19 protein-coding genes and 1 pseudogene are annotated in these 19,698 nt (G+C 63.4%); 11 read left to right on the forward strand and 9 right to left on the reverse strand.

Annotation, left to right across the window (positions count from 1 at the left end; all coding sequences use genetic code 11):
* Window position 1 precedes the first annotated feature (1 nt).
* Both QM694_RS12160 and QM694_RS12165 read left to right on the forward strand, forming a co-directional pair.
* Window positions 2-1,055 (forward strand): annotated as a pseudogene (locus QM694_RS12160) (ABC transporter ATP-binding protein).
* Window positions 1,052-2,110 carry a hypothetical protein gene (locus QM694_RS12165; RefSeq protein WP_415007195.1) on the forward strand — a complete coding sequence of 353 codons (1,059 nt, stop codon included), beginning with the start codon at window positions 1,052-1,054 and terminating at the stop codon, window positions 2,108-2,110. The pseudogene QM694_RS12160 and the gene QM694_RS12165 overlap by 4 nt, the downstream one beginning before the upstream one ends.
* Here QM694_RS12165 and QM694_RS12170 read toward each other — a convergent pair.
* Window positions 2,095-2,325, reverse strand: coding sequence for a hypothetical protein (locus QM694_RS12170; RefSeq protein ID WP_415007196.1), 231 nt, complete (start codon window positions 2,323-2,325; stop codon window positions 2,095-2,097). The two genes, QM694_RS12165 and QM694_RS12170, sit on opposite strands and share 16 nt — an antisense overlap.
* Between QM694_RS12170 and QM694_RS12175 the strand changes: the two genes are divergently transcribed.
* From QM694_RS12175 to QM694_RS12195, 5 genes are all read left to right on the forward strand, one after another.
* Window positions 2,312-3,193, forward strand: coding sequence for a sugar-binding transcriptional regulator (locus tag QM694_RS12175; RefSeq protein ID WP_415007197.1), 882 nt, complete (start codon window positions 2,312-2,314; stop codon window positions 3,191-3,193). The two genes, QM694_RS12170 and QM694_RS12175, sit on opposite strands and share 14 nt — an antisense overlap.
* A 36-nt stretch (window positions 3,194-3,229) precedes the next feature.
* Complete coding sequence (locus tag QM694_RS12180; RefSeq protein ID WP_415007198.1) at window positions 3,230-3,664, forward strand: hypothetical protein; 435 nt, start codon at window positions 3,230-3,232, stop codon at window positions 3,662-3,664.
* Window positions 3,665-3,780: 116 nt separating this feature from the next.
* Window positions 3,781-4,380 (forward strand): FGGY-family carbohydrate kinase, encoded by a 600-nt coding sequence (locus QM694_RS12185; RefSeq protein ID WP_415007199.1) that lies wholly within the window; start codon window positions 3,781-3,783, stop codon window positions 4,378-4,380.
* Window positions 4,370-5,149, forward strand: coding sequence for a TIGR01459 family HAD-type hydrolase (locus QM694_RS12190; RefSeq protein ID WP_415007200.1), 780 nt, complete (start codon window positions 4,370-4,372; stop codon window positions 5,147-5,149). The genes QM694_RS12185 and QM694_RS12190 overlap by 11 nt, the downstream gene beginning before the upstream one ends.
* Entirely contained in the window at window positions 5,128-6,111 is a 984-nt protein-coding gene (locus tag QM694_RS12195) for a class II aldolase/adducin family protein (RefSeq protein WP_415007201.1), read from the forward strand. Before QM694_RS12190 ends, QM694_RS12195 begins: the two co-directional genes overlap by 22 nt.
* Here the strand turns inward: QM694_RS12195 and iolB are convergent, their stop codons facing one another.
* The 3 genes from iolB to QM694_RS12210 are packed head-to-tail and all read right to left on the reverse strand — an operon-like array spanning window position 6,112 to window position 10,698.
* Window positions 6,112-6,906 carry a 5-deoxy-glucuronate isomerase gene (gene iolB, locus QM694_RS12200; protein WP_415007202.1) on the reverse strand — a complete coding sequence of 265 codons (795 nt, stop codon included), beginning with the start codon at window positions 6,904-6,906 and terminating at the stop codon, window positions 6,112-6,114.
* Window positions 6,907-6,908: 2 nt separating this feature from the next.
* The gene (gene iolD / locus QM694_RS12205) at window positions 6,909-8,765 is read right to left on the reverse strand and encodes a 3D-(3,5/4)-trihydroxycyclohexane-1,2-dione acylhydrolase (decyclizing) (RefSeq protein ID WP_415007203.1); all 1,857 of its coding nucleotides are present in this window, start codon (window positions 8,763-8,765) and stop codon (window positions 6,909-6,911) included.
* Window positions 8,766-8,790: 25 nt separating this feature from the next.
* Window positions 8,791-10,698 carry a bifunctional 5-dehydro-2-deoxygluconokinase/5-dehydro-2-deoxyphosphogluconate aldolase gene (locus QM694_RS12210; protein ID WP_415007204.1) on the reverse strand — a complete coding sequence of 636 codons (1,908 nt, stop codon included), beginning with the start codon at window positions 10,696-10,698 and terminating at the stop codon, window positions 8,791-8,793.
* A gap of 489 nt (window positions 10,699-11,187) precedes the next feature.
* Between QM694_RS12210 and iolG the strand changes: the two genes are divergently transcribed.
* Both iolG and QM694_RS12220 read left to right on the forward strand, forming a co-directional pair.
* Window positions 11,188-12,177: an inositol 2-dehydrogenase gene (iolG, locus tag QM694_RS12215; RefSeq protein ID WP_415007205.1), complete on the forward strand. Its 990-nt coding sequence runs from the start codon at window positions 11,188-11,190 to the stop codon at window positions 12,175-12,177.
* 69 nt (window positions 12,178-12,246) lie between these two features.
* Window positions 12,247-13,101, forward strand: coding sequence for an ion transporter (locus QM694_RS12220; protein ID WP_415007206.1), 855 nt, complete (start codon window positions 12,247-12,249; stop codon window positions 13,099-13,101).
* A 131-nt stretch (window positions 13,102-13,232) separates the two neighbouring features.
* Here QM694_RS12220 and QM694_RS12225 read toward each other — a convergent pair whose 3' ends face one another.
* The 4 genes from QM694_RS12225 to QM694_RS12240 form a co-directional block, all read right to left on the reverse strand.
* Window positions 13,233-14,069, reverse strand: a complete 837-nt coding sequence (locus QM694_RS12225) for a MurR/RpiR family transcriptional regulator (protein ID WP_415007207.1) — start codon at window positions 14,067-14,069, stop codon at window positions 13,233-13,235.
* Complete coding sequence (locus QM694_RS12230; RefSeq protein ID WP_415007208.1) at window positions 14,056-14,496, reverse strand: hypothetical protein; 441 nt, start codon at window positions 14,494-14,496, stop codon at window positions 14,056-14,058. The genes QM694_RS12225 and QM694_RS12230 overlap by 14 nt, the downstream gene beginning before the upstream one ends.
* Window positions 14,497-14,643: 147 nt before the next feature.
* On the reverse strand, window positions 14,644-16,311 hold the full coding sequence (locus QM694_RS12235) for an MBL fold metallo-hydrolase (RefSeq protein WP_415007209.1): 1,668 nt from the start codon (window positions 16,309-16,311) through the stop codon (window positions 14,644-14,646).
* A complete protein-coding gene (locus tag QM694_RS12240) occupies window positions 16,311-17,042 on the reverse strand; it encodes a TIGR00730 family Rossman fold protein (RefSeq protein ID WP_415008623.1) in 732 nt (243 codons plus the stop codon). Before QM694_RS12240 ends, QM694_RS12235 begins: the two co-directional genes overlap by 1 nt.
* 126 nt (window positions 17,043-17,168) lie before the next feature.
* Here QM694_RS12240 and QM694_RS12245 point away from each other — a divergent pair, with 126 nt between their 5' ends.
* A complete protein-coding gene (locus QM694_RS12245; protein ID WP_415007210.1) occupies window positions 17,169-17,993 on the forward strand; it encodes a polyphosphate kinase 2 family protein in 825 nt (274 codons plus the stop codon).
* 1 nt (window position 17,994) lies between these two features.
* On the forward strand, window positions 17,995-18,759 hold the full coding sequence (locus QM694_RS12250) for an SDR family NAD(P)-dependent oxidoreductase (RefSeq protein WP_415007211.1): 765 nt from the start codon (window positions 17,995-17,997) through the stop codon (window positions 18,757-18,759).
* Here QM694_RS12250 and rbsK read toward each other — a convergent pair.
* On the reverse strand, window positions 18,756-19,676 hold the full coding sequence (gene rbsK, locus QM694_RS12255; RefSeq protein ID WP_415007212.1) for a ribokinase: 921 nt from the start codon (window positions 19,674-19,676) through the stop codon (window positions 18,756-18,758). The genes QM694_RS12250 and rbsK overlap by 4 nt on opposite strands.
* Window positions 19,677-19,698 lie beyond the last annotated feature (22 nt).

Consider the following 19,698-nt stretch of genomic DNA (forward strand, 5'->3'; position numbering starts at 1 on the left):
CATGGCTTCGGTTACCGTCAACAAGGTCCGCAAGAATTACGGCGAGGTGGAGGTCGTGCATGGCATTGACCTCACCATCGACGATGGCTCCTTCGTGGTGCTGCTCGGCCCCTCGGGCTGCGGCAAGTCCACCCTGCTCCGCATGATTGCCGGGCTTGAAATCGGTGACGGGCGGCGAGATCGCCATCGCCGGCAAGCGCGTCAACGAGGTGCACCCGAAAGACCGCAACATCGCCATGGTGTTCCAGAACTACGCGCTCTATGCGCACATGACGGTGAAGGACAACATGAGCTTCTCGCTGCTCCTCGCCAAGCGCCCGCAAAGCGAGATCGACGAGAAGGTGGCATGGGCCGCCAAGATCCTGAATCTCGAGCCCTATCTCAAGCGCTACCCGCGCGAGCTGTCGGGCGGCCAGCGCCAGCGCGTCGCCATGGGCCGCGCCATCGTGCGCAACCCGGCCGTGTTCCTGTTCGACGAGCCGCTGTCGAACCTCGACGCCAAGCTGCGCGTGCAGATGCGCACCGAGATCAAGGAGCTGCACGAGCGCCTCAAGACCACCACCGTCTACGTCACGCACGACCAGATCGAGGCCATGACCATGGCCGACAAGATCGTCATCATGCGCGACGGCCATATCGAGCAGGAAGGAACGCCGCTCGATGTCTATGACCATCCCGCCAATCTCTTCGTGGCGGAGTTCATCGGCTCGCCGTCGATGAATTTGCTGAAGGGCGAAGTCGGCAAGAACGGCGTGGTCACCGCCAGCGGCGTCACGCTGCCATTGCCCAAGGGATCGAAAGCCAAATTGGGCCAGAAGGTGATCTACGGCATTCGCCCCGAACATCTGAATCCCGGCGAAGGCATTTCCTCCACCGTCAGCGTCACCGAGCCGACGGGCCCTGAAATCCACATTTATGCCGATGTGGGCGATCAGGAAGTCTGCGCCATTTCCAAGGAGCGGCTTGATGTCACGCGCGGCTCCAGCCTGCCGCTCAAGCCCGATCTGTCCAAGGTGCATCTGTTTGACGCCGAAACCGGAAAGTCACTCGCGTGAGCACTGTCGTCATTCTGGGCGCGGGCGTCATGGGCTCGTCCATGTGCATGCCGCTCTGCGATGGCGGCCATGCCGTGTCGCTGGTCGGCACGCATCTGGATGACGAGATCATCAGCGCAATCACGTCGACGGGCCGTCACCCGAAGCTCAATACTGCCATGCCAAAGGGCGTCACCGCCTTTCATCATGGTGATTTCGGCAAGGCTGTAACGGCGGACACGAACCTCATTGTCCTCGGCGTGGCCTCTGCCGGGGTTGGCTGGGCCATAGACCGCCTGTGTGAAGCGCTGGACCGCCCTATCCCTGTGGTGATGATCACCAAGGGCATGTATCCCGAAGCGGCCTCCCTCACCGCCCTTCCCGATCACGTGGCGCGTGAGGTCAAGCGGCGCAAGGGCTTCGATCTTCCCGTTGCCGCCATCGGCGGCCCCTGCATCGCCGGCGAACTCGCCGTGAAGCGCAACACCGGCACCGTCATCACCTCGCATGACCCGAAGCTGGCGGCCAACCTCTGCCGGACGCTGGAGACGGGCTATTATCATCCCCGCCCTTCGCCCGATGTCATTGGCGTCGAGGTCTGCGCGGCCTTCAAGAATTTCTTCGCCATCGCCGTGGGCTGGGCGGCGGGCCATCGTGAAAAATTGCCGCCCACCGACAACAACGCCTTCAACCACAATGCCGCCGCCATCCTTTTCGATCAGGCCATCACCGAATTGATGGAGATTACGCTGGCGCTGGGCGGCACGGCGAAGAGCGTCTGGGGCATGCCGGGCGCGGGCGATCTCTATGTCACCTGCCAGGCCGGGCGCAACTCCAGGCTGGGCAACAATCTCGGCCGCGGCCTCACCTACAGGCAGACGAAGGAAGGCCCGATGAAGGGCGACACCATCGAAGGCGCCGAACTTGGCATTGCCGTGGCCTCGAGCCTCCGCGCCATGATGAAGGAAGGCACGCTCAACCCCGCCAAGGTTCCGCTCACCCGCGCATTGCTTGATGCCCTCGTCAATGACGCGCCGCTTGTTATTCCGTGGGCTGATCTTCATCCGCAAGGATAGGCGCCATGGACCGCGACCCGCAGGCGGATGCTGAAGGCCTTGCTGCCGCCCTCACCCTCGACAGGGACGAGCAGCAGGCCACCCGCGCGGCGTGGTATTATTTTGTGGCCGGCCTCACCCAGGACCAGGTGGGCAAGAAGCTCGGCCTCAACCGCATCCGCGTCAACCGCCTGCTGGCAGAGGCGCGCGATCGCGGGCCTGGTGCAGATCACCATCACCGGCAGGCTGGCCGAATGCGTGGAGCTGGAAACCCGGCTCTGCCAGCGTTTCGGCTTGCAGGAGGCGATCGTCGTTCCCACTCCGCCCGATCCGGCTTTCATTCCCCATGTCATCGGCACGGCCGCAGGTGCCGCCTTGACCCAGCGCCTGAAGGATGGATTGTCGGTCGGCGTCGGCTGGGGCCGCACGCTCAGGCTGTCGCTCCATTCCGTGCCGCGGCGCTCGCTGCCGCATCTGTCGGTGGTCTCGATGATGGGCGGCCTCACCCGCGGCGCCGCCATGAACCCGCATGAAACGGCCTCGCATCTGGCCGATCTCCTCGATGCCCAGTGTTTCTATGTTGCCGCCCCCACCCTCACCGACACCGAGACGACGCGCGATGTGCTGATGGCCCAGCCCATGCTGCGCGAGGTGTTCGAGCGCGCCGCCAATGTCGATCTCGCCCTCGTGTCGGTGGGCGAACTCACCTACACCAACACCATGTCGCGCGTCGGCCTCGTCACCCGCAAGGATGTCGATGAACTGCGCCTCGCCGGCGCCGTGGGCGACATTTGCGCAAGGTGGATCGATGTCAACGGCCGCGTCGTCGATCACCCCCTGAATGCCCGCGTCGTGGCGCTGGACCTTGAGCGCCTGTCGCGCATTCCCTGCGTCATGCTGGCTTCGGGCGGGCGGCCGAAGGCGGAAGCCATGCTCGGCGCCATGAAGGGTGGTATGGTGCATGTCGCCGTCACCGACGAGCAGACGGCGCGCTCGGATTCTGGCACGGGCGGAGAAAGACAATGGCTGATTGCGTCCTCGGCATCGATATCGGCACCTCCGGCGTCCGCATCGCCGCCACTTCCGTCCGCAACGAGCTGCTGACGCTCGCCACCTCAGCCATCAACAATCCGATTGCCGATGGCGTTCGCCGCCTGCAGGATTCCTCTCTCTGGTGGCAGGCCGCTGGAAGCAGCCTTCGCGAAGCTCAACCTCAAGGGCAACACCGTCCGGGCCATCGCCATCGACGGCACCTCCGGCACCATTCTTCCCATCGCGGCGGACGGCAGCCCGCTTGGCCTCGCCTCCATGTACAATGATGTGGCGGAACAGCCTGACATTGCGCTGGTCGCCGCCAGCGCGCCGCACGAAACGGCAGCCCTTGGCGCAACGTCGCCGCTCGCCCGCGCCCTGCCGCATTCGCGCGTCCGCCACCCGCATCCTGCATCAGGCGGACTGGCTGGCCGGAAAATTTTCCGGCCGCTTCGACGTGACGGACGAAAACAACGCGCTGAAATCGGGTTACGATCCGGTGGCCCGTCAATGGCCGGCCTGGATCGCCAAGACCGGCTTTGACGTGAAGCTGTTTCCGGAGGTGGTGCCCGCAGGCACGCGCACCGGCACGATCCTTGCCGACGTCGCGGACAGGTTCCAACTCCCGCGCGATGTGGCGATTGTCGCGGGCACCACCGATGGCTGCGCCGCCTTCCTCGCCTGCGGGCGCGTCGGAAGATGGCGATGGTGTCACCTCGCTCGGCACCACGCTCACCCTCAAGCTCCTGTCGGCGAAACCCGTCTTCGCGCCCCAATATGGCATCTACAGTCACCGCATCGGCGATCAGTGGCTGGCGGGCGGCGCGTCGAATGTGGGCGGCGGCGTCATCGGCAAATATTTCCCGAAAGAAGAATTGGACCGCCTCACGCCGAAGCTCGATCCGTCGCATCCCACCGGCCTCGACTATTATCCCCTGACCGAGCCGGGCGAGCGTTTCCCCATCAATGATCCCTCCTATCCGCCGCGCCTCACGCCAAGGCCCTCCGACGATGCCAAATTCCTGCAGGCCATTCTCGAAGGCATCTCCGCTGTCGAGGCCCTGGGCTACAAGCGCCTCGCCGAGCTTGGCGCATCGCCTCTGGCGTCGATCCGCAGCGCCGGCGGCGGCGCCTCCAATGCCGCCTGGACGAAGATCAGGCTCGCGAAGCTCGGCGTTCCCGAAAAACAGCCCTTGAGCGAACATGCCGCCGTCGGCACGGCGCGCCTGGCCTGGCGCGGCATCGGCCATGCGAATTGACGGCCTGAGCGGCATCGCCGGAGATTTCGGCGGCATGCTGATTGACCAGTTCGGCGTCATCCATGACGGCCAGAAGCTTTATTCCGGAACCCTCCGTATACTGAGCGAATTGCGCGGACGCGGCATTCCCGTCGCCGTAATGACCAATTCCGGCAAGCGCGCCGCCGCCAATACCGAACGTCTCGTCAAAATGGGCGTGCCGCGCGGCGATTTCGTCGATACGGTGAGTTCCGGCGAAGTCGCCTATCAGTCATTGAACATAAAGAAAGCCTTTCTCATTGGCCGTGACGGCGATGATTATGGCTTCACCGGCATTGAATTCGTGAACAACCCGCATGATGCCGAAGCCATCCTCATTCTCGGCAGCAACGCGCCCCGCACCTCGCTTGCGGAGTATCGCAAGCTCCTCACCGGCCTCACGCTGCCTGCGATCTGCTGCAATCCCGACAGGCTGATGCTCACGCCCTCGGGCCTCCAGCCCGCCCCCGGCGCCATCGCGGCGCTCTATCGGGAAATGGGCGGCACGGTCACATGGATCGGCAAGCCCTACCCTTCAATCTACCGGCACGCCGCCAAACTCATCGGCAATCCGCAGCGCATCCTCTGCATCGGCGACAGTGCAGAGCATGACGTGGCGGGCGGCCGCGCTGCAGGCTTCTCCACGCTTCTCGTGATGACCGGCGTGTCCGCCGGCCACGATCCCGCAACGCTCAACCCCCAGCCCGATTATCTCATGGATGCCTTCACATGGTCGAACTCGAACAGCTGAAAACTCTCTCCGCCAAGGCCGGAAGCGATCCCCTGCGCGTGCAGGCGGCGGGCGGCAACACCTCGCTCAAGACCGATGGCGTCATGTGGATCAAGGCCTCCGGCACATGGCTGAAGGATGCCGTGGCGAAGGACATTTTCGTGCCCGTCGATCACCCCGCCCTGATGGCGGCGCTGGCGAAGAACGATCCGGCCTGCGAAACCTGCACCGCCTTTCTGCGCACCGATCTGAATGCCGCAGGCCTTCGCCCCTCGATTGAAACCACCGTCCACGCCTTGATGCCGCAGCGCGTCGTCGTCCACGTTCATTGCGTCAACACCATTGCCTGGGCCATCCGCGCCGATGCCGAGGAGCGCCTCGCGGAAAAGCTGAAAGGCGTCAATTATGCCTTCGTACCCTATGCGAGACCCGGCCTTGAGTTGGCCGCCGCCATCCAGGCGCGGCTCAGGCCCGGCGTCGATGTGCTGGTGCTCGGCAATCACGGCCTCGTCGTCGCGGCAGAAAACGTCCCCGCCGCCGAAGCCCTGCTCGACCGTATCATCGCCCTGCTGAAGCGCCCCGTCCGCGCCGCGAAACCCGCCGACATGAAAGCCCTCGCCGAGCTTGCTCAGGGTACGGATTATCTCCCCGCCCCTGATCCCGAAACTCATGCGCTTGCCACCGACGATCTCGCCCTGCCGCGCGGTGAAAAGGCGGTGTTCTACCCCGACCATGTGGTGTTCTTGGGCGTCGGCGTGGCGACGGACATCGCATCAGGCGCGCCGCTGGTCGCTATTCCCGGCAAGGGCGTGCTGCTGCGCAAGGATGCCAAGCCCGCCATCGAACCCATGGGCCGCTGCCTCGCCGATGTCATGCGCCGCGTCGAGCCGCAAGATCCGCTCGTCAGCCTCACCGCCAGCGACATCGGCCGCCTGCTCAACTGGGACGCCGAGAAATACCGCCAGACCCTGAAGGCCGTCTAGTTACGCTTTCAGCAGCCACTCATGCTCTTTCGCATTGTGGAATTTCCACGTGCGCTTCGGCCCCGCCATGACATTGAGATAGTAAAGATCATAGCCATGCGTGGTGGCGCAGGGGTGATAGCCTTTTGGCACCAGCGTCACGTCGCCATCTTCCACCGCCATCGCCTCGTCGAGCGAGCGGTCATCGGTATAGACGCGCTGGAAGGCGAAGCCCTGCGGCGGGTTCAGCCGGTGATAATAGGTTTCCTCCAGGAGCGACTCGTGCGGGAGATTGTCCTCGTCATGCTTGTGCGGCGGATAGGAGGAGGTGCATCCCCCCGGCGTGATCACCTCCACCACCAACAGGCTTTCCGCCGGCTCCCATTCCGGGATGATGTTGGTCACATGCCGCGTGTTGGAGCCCTTGCCCCGCGTTTCCTGATGGAGCGCATCAGGGCCGATCACCCGGGGCGGAAGCGTGCCCTGCCCCGGCGCTGAACACACCGCCAGCGTCAGATCGCCTTGCGCCGTCACCCGCCACTTCTCGCCCGGAGGCACATAGACGGACCACGGCTTGCCGTCGAAGGGTGACAGGCGTTCGCCCAGCACGCCGAAATCCTGCCTCCCCGCCGTCACATGGCCTTTGCCTGAGATGAACACCAGGCACACCTCACGCCCCTGTTCGCCACCCTTTGCCTCTTCACCCGCCTTCAGCTTCCAGAGATCGAAGCCCACATAGGTCCACCGCGCGCTCTGGGGCGTCACATGCACGATACGGCCATTGTCAGCCAACGGATGAATTTTGAGATCGGCCATGCTCAGTCTCCCACGCGCTGCTTCTGCAGCGCCGCTTCATAGGCCTTGCGCGCCTCGCGCACCTGCGGCCTCACCGAAACTTCCGGCACCGCCACCTCCCACCAATGGCCGCCTGCATCGGTGGAGATCATCGGATCGGTGTCGATCACGATCACCGTCGGCGCCTTGGTTCCCTGTTGCGCCTTCAGGAGCCGCTCCAGTTCGGCAAGCGAGGAGGCCTTGTGTGCCTCCGCCCCCATGCTTCGCGCATGCGCCACGAAGTCAATTGAAGGAGGCACTTTCTGCAGCGTGTTGTATTCGTATAAATTGTTGAAGCGCTCGCCGCCCGTCGCATGCTGCAGCCGGTTGATGCAGCCGAAGCCGCGATTGTCCAGCAGCACCACGGTGATCTTGAGGCCCAGCATCACCGCCGTCGCCAGTTCCGAATTGGCCATCATGTAGGAGCCGTCGCCCACCATCACCACGACCTCGCGATCGGGATGCGCCATCTTCAGGCCCAGCCCGCCGGCAATTTCATAGCCCATACAGGAGAAGCCATATTCGAGGTGATAGGAGGAGGGATAGCTCGCCTGCCACAGCTTGTGCAATTCGCCGGGAAGCCCGCCCGAGGCGCAGATCATAGAGACCTCGCGCCCCAGCGCCCGCTGCACGCTGCCGATCACCTGCGCATCGGAGGGAAGTTCGGCATTGCTCGCCGCCGTATATGTATCGGCCTCGGCGATCCATTGGGTGCGCGCCCGCTTCGCCCCCTCGGTCCATGCCGCGGGTGCGGCCCACCCCGCCAAGTTGGCGGAGAGTTCCTCCAGCCCCACCTTCGCATCGGCCACCAGCGGCAGCGCGCGGTGCTTGGTGGCATCGAACGCTTGCGTGTTGAGGCCGATGATCTGCCGCTTCGGATTTTCAAACAGCGCCCAGGAGCCGGTGGTGAAATCCTGCAGGCGCGTGCCCACCGCCAGCACCACATCCGCTTCCTCGCACATGGCGTTGGAAGCCCCGGTTCCGGTCACCCCGACCGATCCCATGTTGAGCGGATCGAGAAACGGCAGCGATGATTTTCCGCCTTGAGTCTCTACCACGGGGATGCCAAGCCGCTTGGCGAAATCGGCCAGCGTGGCGGAGGCTTCGGAGAACAGCACGCCGCCGCCCGCCACGATCACCGGTTTCTTGGAATCCCTCAGTACACGGACGGCCTGCGCCAGCTCATCCTCGTCGGGCCGCGCGCGGCGCTGCGTCCACACGCGCTCTGCGAAGAAGCTTTCGGGATAGTCATAGGCCTCCGCCTGCACGTCCTGGCAGAAGGCCAGCGTCACCGGCCCGCATTCGGCGGGATCGGTCAGCACGGCCATGGCGCGGTTCAGCGCCGGGATCAGCTGCTCCGGCCGCATGATGCGGTCAAAATAGCGCGACACCGGCTTGAAGCAGTCATTCACCGAAACGGTACCATCGCCGAAATTCTCGGCCTGCTGCAGCACCGGGTCGGGCCTCCGGCTGGCGAAAATGTCGCCCGGCACCAGCAGCACCGGCAGCCGGTCCACATGCGCCACCGCCGCCGCCGTCACCATGTTGATGGCGCCGGGGCCGATGGAGGTGGTGCAGGCCATCATCCGCCTGCGCCGCATGCCCTTGGCATAGGCAACCGCCGCATGGGCCATGGTCTGCTCGTTCTGGCCGCGATAGGTCGGCAGTTCGTCGCGCACCTGAAATAGCGCCTCGCCGAGGCCCGCCACATTGCCATGGCCGAAGATCGCCCACATGCCTGCGAAGAGCGGCACCGTCTTGCCGTCCACCACGGTCATCTGCCGGGTCAGGAATTTCGTCATGGCTTGCGCCGCTGTCAGGCGAAGGGTCTTGCTCATCATGCCGCTCCCAAAGTCTTGCCGCGCCTTAAGCCTGCGCTGTTGCCCAGATGCTTACCAGATTGCCGAAGCGCTCCGCCATGTCGTCGATGGCCGCGGCATCGTTCATTTTGCCTGAGAGCCACGCGCGCGCGGCATCGCTGAAGATCGTGCGCCCCACCGCAAAGCCTTTCACCATGCCCTGGCCCCTGGTCAGCGCGAAGGCCTTGGCAAGGTCCGCTTCCGGCGCGTCGAGGCCCAGCAGCACGATGCCCCGGCAATAGGGATCGTTCTGTTCAATCACCGCGCTGATGTTCCGCCACGCGTCAGCCGTCAGCTGCGGCTCCAGCTTCCACCAGTCGGGCTTGATGCCGAGTGCATAGAGTTCCTCCAGCGCCCGCGCGATGGTGTCATCCTGGAGCGCGCCATTCTTGCCGGCAATGATTTCCACCAGCAGCTCGCGCCCCACCTTGCGGGCCGCCTCATAAAGCGTGCGCAGTTTCTGCGCCTGTTCCGCCTTGAGGTCCGCCGGATCATCGGGATGATAGAAGGCAAGGCATTTGATGGTGTGTGTCACCGGCCATTCCACGAGGCGCGACCCCACATCCTGCGTGAACTCGAATTGCAGCGGCCGTGACCCGGGCTTTTCCAATGGCCTGCCGATCCACAATCCCAGCTTCGCCGCGTCGAACAACGCCTCGCGGCCATATGTATCGTCCAGCAGCGTGCCGAAGCCTGCCTTGCCGCCCGACACCTTGCCGATCGCCTGAATAGCCAGCCGCTTGAAATCGGCAATCTTCCCGCGCGGCGCACCGGCCTTGTCGGCCATCTCCTCAAGCTGCATGCGGTGGTCGATGGCCAGCGCCATCAGCGTCGAAGGCTGCGCCCGCCGCGTCGTCGCCCAATGCACATGGTTGATGGCCTCATCCCGGCGCAGCGCCTTGTGCGGGCTGCCGTGCTTCAGGAAGAATTGCAATTCGTCCCAAGTCGGAATTTCCGGCGAACACAGAAGCCGCGACACCGCGAAGGCTCCGCAGGCATTGGCCCATGTGGCGGAAGTTTCCAGCGCCTCGCCCTTCAGCCAGCCTCTCAGGAAACCCGACATGAAGGCATCGCCCGCCCCCAGCACATTATAAACCTCGATGGGAAATCCCTTGCCCACGATTCCCTTGTCCAGCGCATCGGGAATGGCGCCGGGATAAACAACGCAGCCCATCGGCCCGCGCTTCAGCACGATCACCGCTTTCGACAGCGCGCGGATGATCTTCAGCGCCTCAAGCGTGTCCTCGCTGCCCGCCGCAATGTGCACTTCCTCTTCCGTGCCGACGATCAGATCGCAGTCCGGCAGGATGGTCTTGATATGGTCCGACACGCGATCCGACTTGATATAGCGCTCCTCGCCCGCGCCCAAGCCCGCAAGGCCCCAGAGGTTCGGGCGGTAATCGATATCGAGGATCACATTGCGGCCAAGATGGCGGGCGATCTTCATGGCCTTGCGCTGCGCGGCATCGAGGTTGGGCCTCGAGAAATGCGTGCCCGTCACCAGCACGGATTGGGCGCGGGCGATGAAGGCCTCGTCGATATCCACTTCCGTCATCGCGCCATCGGCGCAGTTGTCACGGTAGAAGATCAGCGGAAAGGTCTTGTCGTTCTCAACCGACAGCAGCACCAGCGCGGTGAAACGGGCCGGGTCGGTGGTGATGCCGTCCAGTGCCACGCCTTCGCGCGCCATCTGCTCCTTGATGAAGCGCCCCATCTGTTCGTCACCCACCCGCGTGACGATGCCGCTTCTGAGTCCCAGCCGCGCCGTGCCGATGGCGATGTTCGCCGGGCAGCCGCCCACCGATTTCGCGAAGGACGCCACATCCTCCAGCCGTGATCCGATCTGCTGCCCGTAGAGATCGACCGACGACCGGCCAATGGTGATGACATCAAGATCCATCACGGCTTCTCCCATTCATTTTCTCTCTTTCAAGAACGAAACAATAATTCTATTGAAAAGTCAATATGGAACGTATATTCCATTCCTGGAGATCGACAGAGTCAATTTGCGATGCCGGTTTTGGCATCGTACACCTGCGATTTGGCAACCAGAATGCACACTTTTGCAGCCGGATCCCACCAGCACTTTGCAGGCTCAAAAATTCTGGAGAGATTGACAGAGTCAATTTACCACGCCGGATTCAGCATCACTTTTGGCATCGTACACCTGCGATTTGGCAACCAGAATGCACCCTTTTGCAACCGGATTGGCGCTGTTTGCATCACCCTCGGAATGGCATCGGAAAATTCATATCCGCATTTTGCAGGCTCAAAAAATTCTGGAGAGATTGATTGAGTCAATTTGCCATGCCAGATTCAGCATCAGTTTTGGCATCTTACACCTACGATTTGGCAACCCTTACGCAACCGCATTGGCGCTGTTTGCATCACCTGGAGAAGACACATGATCAGTTTCGGAGTGCTGGGCGCGGGGCGCATCGGCAAGGTTCATGCCCGCACCATCGCCGGCTCGAAACAGGCCCGGGTCGCCTATCTGGCGGACGCCAATGCACAGGCCGCGGCGGAGCTGGCGGCAGAGGTCGGCGCCAAGGTTGCTTCGGTTGAAGACATCATCAAGGCGAAGGACGTGGACGCGATCCTCATCGCCACGCCCACACCCACCCATGCCGACCTGATCGAGGCGGGCTCGGAAGCGGGCAAGGCGGTGCTGTGCGAGAAACCGGTGAGCATGTCGGTCGAGCGCATCAAGGCCTGCCTCAAGGTCGTCGAGCAGAACGGCACCAATCTGATGATCGGCTTCAACCGGAGATTCGATCCGAACTTCGCCAGCATCGAGCAGCGCATCCGGAAGGGCGATGTCGGCGATGTCGAACTCGTCACCGTCATCAGCCGCGATCCCGCCCCGCCGCCGGTCGATTACGTCAAAAGCTCCGGCGGACTCTATCGCGACATGATGATCCACGACTTCGATATGGCGCGCTTTCTGGTCGGCGAGGAATTCGTGACGGTGCAGGCGCTGGGCGCGGCGCTGGTCGATCCGGCGATCGGCAAGGCGGGTGACGTCGATACGGCAGCGGTGCAGATGCAGACGGCGTCGGGCAAGATCGCCGTCATCACCAATTCGCGCCGCGCCACCTATGGCTATGACCAGCGCGTCGAGGTCCACGGCTCAAAGGGCATGCTCAGCGCACGGAACATCCAGAACACCACGGTGGAGCTGGCCAACGAAAAGGGCATCATGGGCGACCCGGTTCTGCACTTCTTCACCGAACGCTATGTCGAGGCCTACGCCAATGAGGTGAAGGCCTTCATCGACGGGCTGGCAAAGGGCGTCTCGGCGAGGCCCAACGGGTTTGACGGCTTGCAGGCGCAGAAACTGGCCGATGCCGCAACCACCAGCTGGCAGACGGGAAAGCCGGTGAAACTCGCCTGACAATGCCTTCACATTAAATTTTCGTTACCGGGTGCCCAAGCCGCGCCGCGCCCTTTATCCCGGATGGCGATGCTCGAGAAACTGCGTCCCATCTTCACCGATCCGCATGTCCGTGGATACCGCATCTGGCACGATGTGGTGATGGGCTTCATCTTCTTCTCCTGCGCCGCGCTGGTGCTGGAAAGCGTGCAGTCCTATCAGGATGCCTATGCGGTCTGGTTCGACTGGGCGGAGTGGATTTCCGTCGCCTTCTTCACCGTCGACGCGGCGGCCAACATCGCCTTCGCGCCGAACCCGTGGCGCTATCTCTTCAGCTTCTGGGGCTTCATCGACCTGATCTCGGTGCTGCCGTCCTATCTGATGCTGTTCAATCTCACGGCGGTGAGGAGCACCAAGGTTATCCGCCTGCTGCGTGTGGCCCGCGCGCTCCGCGTGCTGAAACTAGCCCGTGCCGCGGCGGATCAGGCCGAGGGCGCAGAACGCCATGAAACCAATCCGCTTGCCGCCAATCTCAAGATCTATTGTATCGTCTTCTTCGCCACGCTGATGCTGTCCAGCACCGCCATGTATTTCGTCGAAGGCCATCTCTACGATGCCGATGTGATGCAGGCGGAACAGCAGGCGATCAATGCCGCGACGCCCGCCGGCCAGACGCCCGCAACCTATATGCCGACCGATCCGCTCACCGGCGATCCCATCCCGGAGGACAAGCGGTTCTATACCTCGATCCCTGCCGCCATGTGGTGGAGCATTACCACCATGACGACGACGGGCTATGGCGACATGTTCCCGGTCACCGTCGGCGGCCGCATGGTGGCGGCGGTGACAATGCTGCTGGGCCTGATCCTGTTCGCCATCCTGCTCAACCTCATCAACAAGACCATGCTGATCCTGCTGTTCGGCGAGAAGCACGGGATAGAGTAGGTTTCACCGGCAACGGCCCGGTCCCAACTTTCGTCACCCCCGCGGAGGCGGGGGCCCCGCTTTAATGCGGCAGATGTGCGGCGTCGAAGCGGGATTCCCGCCGTCGCTGGAATGACGGAATTGAGAATGTGTCAGCCGCCGCGCCGCCGTTCGGCGACGGCGACGGCGAGCGTCATGGCCAGCGCGAAAGTGGCGGCCAGCGAGCGGAATCCTTCAAAGTTGGCCTCGGCCACTTCGAGCGTGAGGTTGGCCGTCTGCGCCAGCGGCGAAAACGGGCTGTCGGTGATGGCGATGACGGGAACGCCGTGTGATGCCGCATCGCGCGCGAGGGCCAGCGTTTCGCTGGCATAGGGCGTGAAGCTGATGGCCAGCACCGCGTCCGCCTTCGTGGCAAACCCCATCTGCTCCGCCGCGAGGCCGCCCACCGCGTCGACCAATACACTCCGTACACCGAGCTTTCCGAAGGCATAGGCCATGCAGGAGGCGATGGGGAAGGAGCGCCGCAGCCCGATCAGGTGGATGGTTCCGGCACCGGCCAAACGTTCAACCGCCCGGTCGAGCGTTGCCGGATCAAGCGCCTCGCGCAGGGCCTGAAGCGATTTCTCCGCCGCTTCGGTGAAGCCATGGAAGATGACGCCGGGCTTGGACGCCGCCTGCGCATGTTCGCGGAGATGGGCGATGCGCTCGTCATAGGAGGGCATGCCGCCGCGCAGCCTGCCCCGGAACACCTCCTGCAAATCCGAGAAGCCCTGATAGCCCAGCGCCTGCGCGAACCGCACCAGCGTCGAGGGCTGGACGCCCGCCTGCTTCGCAACGGTAGCGGCGGTGCCGAAGGCGATCTCGTCCGGCTGCTCCAGCGCGAACCGGGCGATCTGCCCCAACCGCTTCGGCAACCCTTGCGCACGCTCCGCCAGCCTCGCCCGGAAGGCCGCAAAGTCGCGCGGCGGGGCGGCGTCATGCATGCGCATTGGAGATGCAAAAGCGATGCAAACGGATGCAGAAATGTTGCAAAATCGTTGTGTTTTGCATGGTGTCGGGATGCCAAAATGAGGAGTGGGAGATTGACTCTGTCAATTTCTGAAAAAGCCCCACCGAACACTTCAACACAGACCACCCCGTCAAGGAAACTGACTCTGTCAATTTCTGAAAGCGCCCCGCCGCGATGTCGAGGGTGATATTGCAGCGGACAGCCGGGATCGGCTCCGTCAAGTTCGGAAAGCACCCAACTTCACTGGTTTGGGAACGCAGTTGGAAAAAATTGGTGCGAAATAGTTCCAAATCGCCGGGCCTGATGACGGATGAGGCTACATCGAGAATGGAATGGATATTCCATTTTTGTACTTGGGGCCAGGAGATTTTCCAATATCGACATTTGGCCATTGCCAAAACATCCATTGGCCCCTCACCTCCCCGTTGCTCCGCAACGGGTCCCTTCCTCTCCCGCTCGCGGGAGAGGAAGACTGGCCGCCACCCGGACGCTCGCTTGGACTCGCGGCGTTCGGGGCTCGAAATGGTCCACCGGACCATTTCGCAAGACGCCCCTCACCCCTCATCAAACCCTCTGCTGCGGCGGGAGGGGCCGGAGACGGGGGGACGGCGGCGGCTGCCGTCGCCGCCGGATGGATCGGGAAGCATGGCGCGGCGGAGTTTGCGGATGACGGCGGCCTTGCCCTTTTCGTCGGCGGCCTTGCCGACTTCGTCCTGAATGTCGAGCAGGAGGGCGGCGAGATCATTGTTCGAGTCGCGCGCCGCAACAGCGTTGGGATCCATGCGCGGCTTTGATTCCGCCACCAGCAGCGAACAGGCATCGCCGCCGATGTCATAGACGTCATCGAGCTTCGGGCGGATGATGCAATCGCCGGGCACGCCGATGCCTTTCAGATCGTCCTGCATGGCGATCTGCGCCTCTTCCTCGCCATGGGTGAGGAACAGCGTGTGGCCGATGGGCAGGCGCTTCTTCACCCATTCCACCAGCTCCGGCCCGTCGGCATGGCCGGAATAATCCTCGATCTTGCGGATCGCCGCCTTCACCGCGATGTCCTCGCCCGTGATGGTGACGGCTTTTGCGCCGCTTTCGAGGATGCGGCCCAGCGTGCCCTCGGCCTGGAAGCCCGCCAGCAGAACGGTTGTGGAATTCTGCCAGAGATGGTTCTTGAGGTGATGGCGGATGCGCCCGGCCTCGCACATGCCCGATGCCGCGACGATGATGCGGAAGCCCGTGAAGCGCGCCAGCGCCTTGCTGTCTTCAACGCTTTCGGTGGCCTTGACGAAGGGCGAGGAGAAAGCATGGGCGAGCTCGTCACCATGCTCCAGAAGTTTCGCATGCTTGACAAAGATGGCGGTGGCCTTTGACGCCAGCGGCGAGTCGATAAAGATCTGGCCCTGCGGGATGCGCTGCGCGTCCATGAGCTTGACGAGATCGGTGACAATTTCCTGCGTGCGCTCCACCGCGAAGGAGGGGATCAACAGCGCACCCTTGCGGGCCGCCGCATCGCTCACCTCCTTGGCGAGAATGTCGCGCCGTGCATCCTCGGAACGCTCGAACCGGTCACGCCCGCCATAGGTCGACTCGCAAATGACGATATCGAAATTCTGCGGCGCGGTGGGATCAGGCTCCAGCATCTTGAACTCGGGACCAATGTCGCCGGAGAACAGAATGCGGAGCGGCGGCCGGCCGTCACGCGCTACTTCCACCTCGATTGAGGCGGAGCCCAGGAGATGGCCGGCATTCCACCAGCGGGCGCGGATTCCGGCGGCTGGCTCGATCCATGTTTCATAGGCGACGGGGCTGAAATATTGCTGCACGGCCTGCGCATCTTCCAGCGTGTAAAGCGGCTCAACTTCCGGAAGGCCGCGCTTGCGGTTGCGCTCGTTCTGGAGTCTCGCGTCGCTTTCCTGAATATAGCCTGAGTCCGGCAGCATGACGCCGCATAGCGCGATGGTGGGTTCGGTGGCATGGATCTTCTTCTTGAATCCATGCTTGCCAAGCTTGGGGATGACGCCGGTGTGATCGATATGCGCGTGGGTGAGGAGCATGGCATCGAGCGTGGCGGGATCGAAGGGGAAAGGCCGGAAGTTCAGGTCGCGCTCGGTCTTGGACCCCTGGAACATGCCGCAATCGATGAGCACGCGCGCCTTCTCCGTCTCGAGCAGATAGCACGAGCCGGTGACCGTGCGGGCCGCGCCGTGAAAATGGAGACGCACAGACATCAGCTTTCCTCCTGCGGAATCTTGAGGCCGCGGCGCAGGATTTCATCCCACGCCTGCTGCGGCGTATCGGCGAAGCCGAACAGATCGAGATCGGCGGCGTTGCACATGCCGGTCTCGACGAAGTGCCGGAAGTTCACCGCCGTGTTCCAGAATTTCGAATCATAAAGCACCACCGGCAGCTCCTGATCCATCTTGCGCGTCTGGCGGAGGGTTAGAAGTTCAAACAACTCGTCCATGGTGCCGAAGCCGCCGGGAAACACGACGAGCGCCGCCGCGCGCATCGCGAAGTGCATCTTGCGCATGGCGAAGTAGTGAAACAGAAAAGTGAGATCGGGCGTGGAATAGGCGTTGGGTTCCTGCTCATGCGGGAGCGTGATGTTGAAACCCACCGAGGGCGCGCCCACATCGGCAGCACCGCGATTTGCGGCTTCCATGATGCCGGGGCCGCCGCCGGTGGCGATGACATTGTGGCGGGGGCCATGATCGCTGATCTTCGCGCCGCCGTTTTCGGAACAGATGCGGCCAAATTCCCGCGCCGCCTCATACCAGCCGTGGCCGTCACCCTCGCGCACCCGCGCCGAGCCAAAGACAACGACAGTGGAAGCAACGCCCCAGGCACGCAGATGCTCTTCCGCCTTCTGGTATTCGAGATGAAAGCGCAGGCCCCGCGTGCTGTCGCCGAGCAGAAAATCCTGGTCGAGGGCGGGAAGGCGGTAGGCGGCGGCGGCCATCTGCGCCTTGTTGGAGATGCTCACGATAAGAAGAATCCTGTTCTGGAGCCAAAGGGTTAGGCCCAAGGTCCCTTGCAATCAAGAGGGCACTGGTCCACGCTTGGGAGCAGTAAAAAGAGGTATCGCATGGCCGACAACAAATCTTTCGCGCAGCAGTTCATCGCCACGCCGGGCAAGCCCTTCAAGCTTTCGAAATGTGACCCCCGCGATGCCTCCGCCTTCAGGGACAAGGACGAGGCGAAGGCCGACATCGAACAGGACGCGCTGAAGATCGACGCCCTGCAAAACCGGCTCTATGCCGAGGACAAGCACGCGCTTCTAGTGGTGCTGCAGGGCATCGACTGTTCCGGCAAGGATGGCACGGTGCGCGCGGTGTTCAACACCTGCGGCCCCATCGGCGTGACCAACACCTCCTTCAAGGGGCCGACGCCGCTGGAGCTTGCGCATGACTATCTCTGGCGCGTGCATCAGGCGGTGCCCGCCAAGGGCTTCATCGGCGTGTTCAACCGCTCGCATTACGAGGACGTGCTGGTGGTGAAGGTGAAGAAGCTGGCCAGCCCCGAGGCGATCGAGAAACGCTATGACGAGATCAACCATTTTGAAAAGATGCTGAGCAACAACGGCACGCGCATCCTGAAATTCATGCTGAACATTTCGAAGGACGAACAGGCCGAGCGCCTGCGCGACCGCGTGGCGACGCCGGAGAAGCGCTGGAAGTTCAACCCCGCGGATCTCGAGGACCGGGCGCTCTGGGACGATTACATGGCCGCCTATGAAACGGCGATCACCAGATGCTCCACCGATCATGCGCCATGGCATGTGATCCCCGCCGACCGCAACTGGGTGCGCAATGCCGCCATCGCCCGCATCGTGCGCGAGACGCTGGAAGAGATGAACCCGCAATTTCCGGAACCCAAGGGCTGGGACCCGGCAAACGTGAAGATCACCTGAGATGGACCTGGGATTGAAGGGACGCCGCGCTCTTGTGACCGGCGGCACGAAAGGCATCGGCCGCGCCATCGCCTTCGGCTTCGCGGCGGAAGGGGCCGATGTGGCGCTTTGCGCGCGCAATGCGGCAGAGGTTGCTGAGACGATGAAGGCGCTGGAGGCGGCGGGCGTGAAGGTCTTCGGGCGCGCACTCGATGTGGGCGACAGCGCTGAACTGGCGGCCTTCGTGAATGAGGTGGCGGACGCGCTGGGCGGGCTCGATTGCCTTGTGGCGAATGCCAGCGCGCTGGCATCGGGCTCGGGCGAGGACGCGTTTCAAGGCGCCTTCCGCATCGACCTCATGCACACCCGCAACGCCTGCGAGGCGGCGCTCCCGCATCTGGCGAAATCGGGGGCGGGCTCGATCGTTGCCATCTCCTCGATATCGGGCTCCGAGGATTATGGCTATGACTCCGTCTCCTATGGCGCGATGAAGGCGGCGCTGTTCTTCTATGTGAAATCTTTGGCCCGCCATGTGGCGGAGAAAGGCATCCGCGCCAATCTCGTGTCGCCGGGCACCACCTATTTCAAGGGCGGCTTCTGGCATCGCGTGGAAGTGGATGAGCCCGAGGTCTTTGCCGCCAATCTCAAGGCCAATCCCTTTGGCCGAATGGCAAGGCCGGAGGAGATCGCCGACGCCGTGATCTATCTCTCAAGCAAACGCGCCAGCTTCATCTCCGGCGCCAACCTCGTGGTGGACGGCACGCTGACCATGCGCATTCCGAACTAGGCGGAGGCGAGGAAGGCCTCGACCTCGGTACGCGTGGGAGCCGCGGCGGCGGCACCTTTCTTCGTCGTCGAGAGCGCCCCGCAGGCGGCGGCGAAACGCGCCGCCTCAAGGATCGGCATGCCCCGTTCCAGCGCATGGGCGAGGCCGCCGTTGAAACTGTCGCCCGCCGCCACTGTGTCGATGGCGGTGACCTTGAAGGGCGGGATGATCGCCTCGGCACCGGGTGCCGCGACGGCGAGGCCCCTGGCGCCCAGCTTCACGATGGCGGTGCCCACGCCCTTGGCGCGCAATTCCTTCGCAGCCTTGAACGCATCCTCCGGCGTGACGGGCTGCCAGCCGAGCAGAAGCGCTGTCTCTTTCTCGTTGGGGGTGATGATGTCGACCTGGCCCAGCACATTGACGGGAAGGCCCTTCTCGGGGGCGGGTGCGGGATCGAGGATGACGATGCCGCCATGAGCGCGGACAATCGCCCCTGCCTTCAATGCCGCATCGAGCGGAACCTCCAACTGGACGAGGAGCACCTTCGCCTGTTCCAGCGCCGCACGGCCCCGCGCGACATCGCTCCCGTCCATGCGGAGATTGGACCCGCCGATCAGCGAAATGTAATTCTCACCATTCTGCCCGACATTGATAATGGCGAGTCCCGTTGCGCCTTGGGCGTCCGTGGCCACGAGCCCCAGATCAACGCCGTGAGAGGAGAGTTCACGCGCCGCCGGTTTGGCGAAATCGTCGGAGCCGAGGCGGCAGATGAAGCGCACATCGCTGCCGAGCTTCCTCGCCGCAACGGCCTGATTGGCGCCCTTGCCGCCGAGGCCCAGCTTGTATTCGGCGCCATGCAGCGTCTCGCCGGGCTCGGGCAGGCGCAGCATATAGGCCGTCACATCCATGTTGATGCTGCCGAACACCGCGATGGTCATGCCACCCCTCCCATGATGCTCC

The organism is Aestuariivirga sp. (genome assembly GCF_047602625.1).
Classification (GTDB): Bacteria; Pseudomonadota; Alphaproteobacteria; order Rhizobiales; family Aestuariivirgaceae; genus Aestuariivirga.

Coding starts and splice junctions, on each gene's coding strand:
- QM694_RS12170 (WP_415007196.1), bottom strand. CDS start 2,325: ATGGTGATCTGCACCAGGCCCGCGATCGCGCGCCTCTGCCAGCAGGCG.
- QM694_RS12180 (WP_415007198.1), top strand. CDS start 3,230: ATGGCGTTCGCCGCCTGCAGGATTCCTCTCTCTGGTGGCAGGCCGCTG.
- QM694_RS12185 (WP_415007199.1), top strand. CDS start 3,781: ATGGCTGCGCCGCCTTCCTCGCCTGCGGGCGCGTCGGAAGATGGCGAT.
- QM694_RS12190 (WP_415007200.1), top strand. CDS start 4,370: ATGCGAATTGACGGCCTGAGCGGCATCGCCGGAGATTTCGGCGGCATG.
- QM694_RS12195 (WP_415007201.1), top strand. CDS start 5,128: ATGGTCGAACTCGAACAGCTGAAAACTCTCTCCGCCAAGGCCGGAAGC.
- iolB (WP_415007202.1), bottom strand. CDS start 6,906: ATGGCCGATCTCAAAATTCATCCGTTGGCTGACAATGGCCGTATCGTG.
- iolD (WP_415007203.1), bottom strand. CDS start 8,765: ATGATGAGCAAGACCCTTCGCCTGACAGCGGCGCAAGCCATGACGAAA.
- QM694_RS12210 (WP_415007204.1), bottom strand. CDS start 10,698: ATGGGAGAAGCCGTGATGGATCTTGATGTCATCACCATTGGCCGGTCG.
- iolG (WP_415007205.1), top strand. CDS start 11,188: ATGATCAGTTTCGGAGTGCTGGGCGCGGGGCGCATCGGCAAGGTTCAT.
- QM694_RS12220 (WP_415007206.1), top strand. CDS start 12,247: ATGCTCGAGAAACTGCGTCCCATCTTCACCGATCCGCATGTCCGTGGA.
- QM694_RS12225 (WP_415007207.1), bottom strand. CDS start 14,069: ATGCGCATGCATGACGCCGCCCCGCCGCGCGACTTTGCGGCCTTCCGG.
- QM694_RS12230 (WP_415007208.1), bottom strand. CDS start 14,496: ATGGATGTTTTGGCAATGGCCAAATGTCGATATTGGAAAATCTCCTGG.
- QM694_RS12235 (WP_415007209.1), bottom strand. CDS start 16,311: ATGTCTGTGCGTCTCCATTTTCACGGCGCGGCCCGCACGGTCACCGGC.
- QM694_RS12240 (WP_415008623.1), bottom strand. CDS start 17,042: ATGGCCGCCGCCGCCTACCGCCTTCCCGCCCTCGACCAGGATTTTCTG.
- QM694_RS12245 (WP_415007210.1), top strand. CDS start 17,169: ATGGCCGACAACAAATCTTTCGCGCAGCAGTTCATCGCCACGCCGGGC.
- QM694_RS12250 (WP_415007211.1), top strand. CDS start 17,995: ATGGACCTGGGATTGAAGGGACGCCGCGCTCTTGTGACCGGCGGCACG.
- rbsK (WP_415007212.1), bottom strand. CDS start 19,676: ATGACCATCGCGGTGTTCGGCAGCATCAACATGGATGTGACGGCCTAT.